We start from the raw sequence: 1,594 nt of genomic DNA, 5'->3' as shown, positions 1-1,594 counted from the left end.
CTTCAGTAACGGATTACTGGAGGGGACAGTGAATAAAATTAAAGCGGTAAAAAGGCAGATGTACAATAGGGCAGGAAGCAAACTACTGAGAGCCAAGATTCTTTATTCACAATAGAAGAAGTACCACCAAATTTGACGAAGAACCTTTTTCAAACTTTATTGTAGGGAAAATTAGAGGTAATAGTGGCTTGAGGAAAAGAATCTTTTAACCTTGCGTGAGAAGGAGTTCTATTAAAAATATATATATATGTAAGACAGGTGACTGGTATTAATTTATAAAAGCAGAGATTATGAGCAATAAAATTTATCCTATCGGCATTCAGAATTTCGAAAAGATTCGTAATGACGGTTATTTCTATATTGATAAAACTGCATTAATGTATCAAATGGTCAAGACCGGAAGTTATTACTTCTTGAGTCGTCCGCGCCGTTTTGGAAAGAGTCTGCTCATTTCTACCTTGGAGGCTTATTTCCAAGGGAAAAAGGAACTGTTTGAAGGATTGGCTGTGGAAAAGTTGGAAAAGGATTGGATAAAGCATCCTATATTGCATCTCGACCTTAATATTGAGAAGTATGACACGCTGGAAAGTCTGGATAAAATATTGAATGATAATCTTGAATATTGGGAAAGCCAATACGGCACCCGTCCGTCTGAAACATTCTTTTCCCTGCGCTTTGCCGGTATCATTCGAAAAGACGGGGCAACGTGTAGTTATTCTGGTAGATGAGTATGACAAACCTATGTTACAAGCCATCGGCAATGAAGAACTTCAAAAGCAATTCCGAAATACCCTGAAGCCATTTTATGGCGCTTTGAAAACGAAGGACGGGTATATAAAGTTTGCTCTGCTTACCGGCGTGACAAAGTTTGGCAAAGTCAGTGTATTCAGTGACTTGAACAATTTGGATGATATTTCAATGTGGAATGAGTATGTCGAAATTTGTGGTGTCAGCGAGCGTGAAATCCATGAAAATCTGGAAGCGGAACTACATGAATTTGCAGCAGCACGTGGAATAACGTATGATAAACTCTGTGAAGATTTGAGAGAGTGTTATGACGGCTATCATTTTAAAATAGGAATAAATTTCAGCGCAGAAACTCGTAATATCGAAAAGTGGATCGTGGAATCTTGAATGTATATAGAATTTCTGTTAGGTATAGGAAAATAGAACTTACATTTGAGTGCACTATATAATAATGTATAGGTGTTCCATATAAGGATGTGTCTATCTGAAAAAATATACTCTATGACATCGTTATCAATCAATGAGTTACAAAAAAGTTTCAAGAAAGAATAGAAAAATAGTCCGATATATTTGGATGTTATTGATAAGTTGTCTACTTTTGCACCCGCTTTGCTAGAGAGACAGAGCCTAATGATTGACATTCTGCTACAAGATTAAGGCATCAGAAAATAAAAACAAAAAACTTTGAAAAAAGTTTGGAAGTTATCTGAAAAAGTCCTTATCTTTGCATCCGCTTTCGCAAAGAAAGCAGGCGCGGCGGAAGCCACGTTAGTTCTTTGAAATATTGATAAACAATACAAGTAGTACAAGTAAAAAAATAGAACCGTCAATACTTGTCCGAGAGAGT

General features: G+C 36.5%; 1 pseudogene. It reads left to right on the top strand.

Features of this window, described 5'->3' with window-relative positions:
• Positions 1-290 precede the first annotated feature (290 nt).
• Positions 291-1,071, top strand: a pseudogene (locus KFO40_RS25540) (AAA family ATPase); the annotation flags it as partial.
• Positions 1,072-1,594 lie beyond the last annotated feature (523 nt).

Source organism: Bacteroides sp. 1001302B_160321_D4, from assembly GCF_015667765.1.
Classification (GTDB): domain Bacteria; phylum Bacteroidota; class Bacteroidia; order Bacteroidales; family Bacteroidaceae; genus Bacteroides; species Bacteroides xylanisolvens.
Note: the sequence above shows the minus strand (reverse complement) of the source record. Positions and strands in the feature narration are given on the sequence as shown.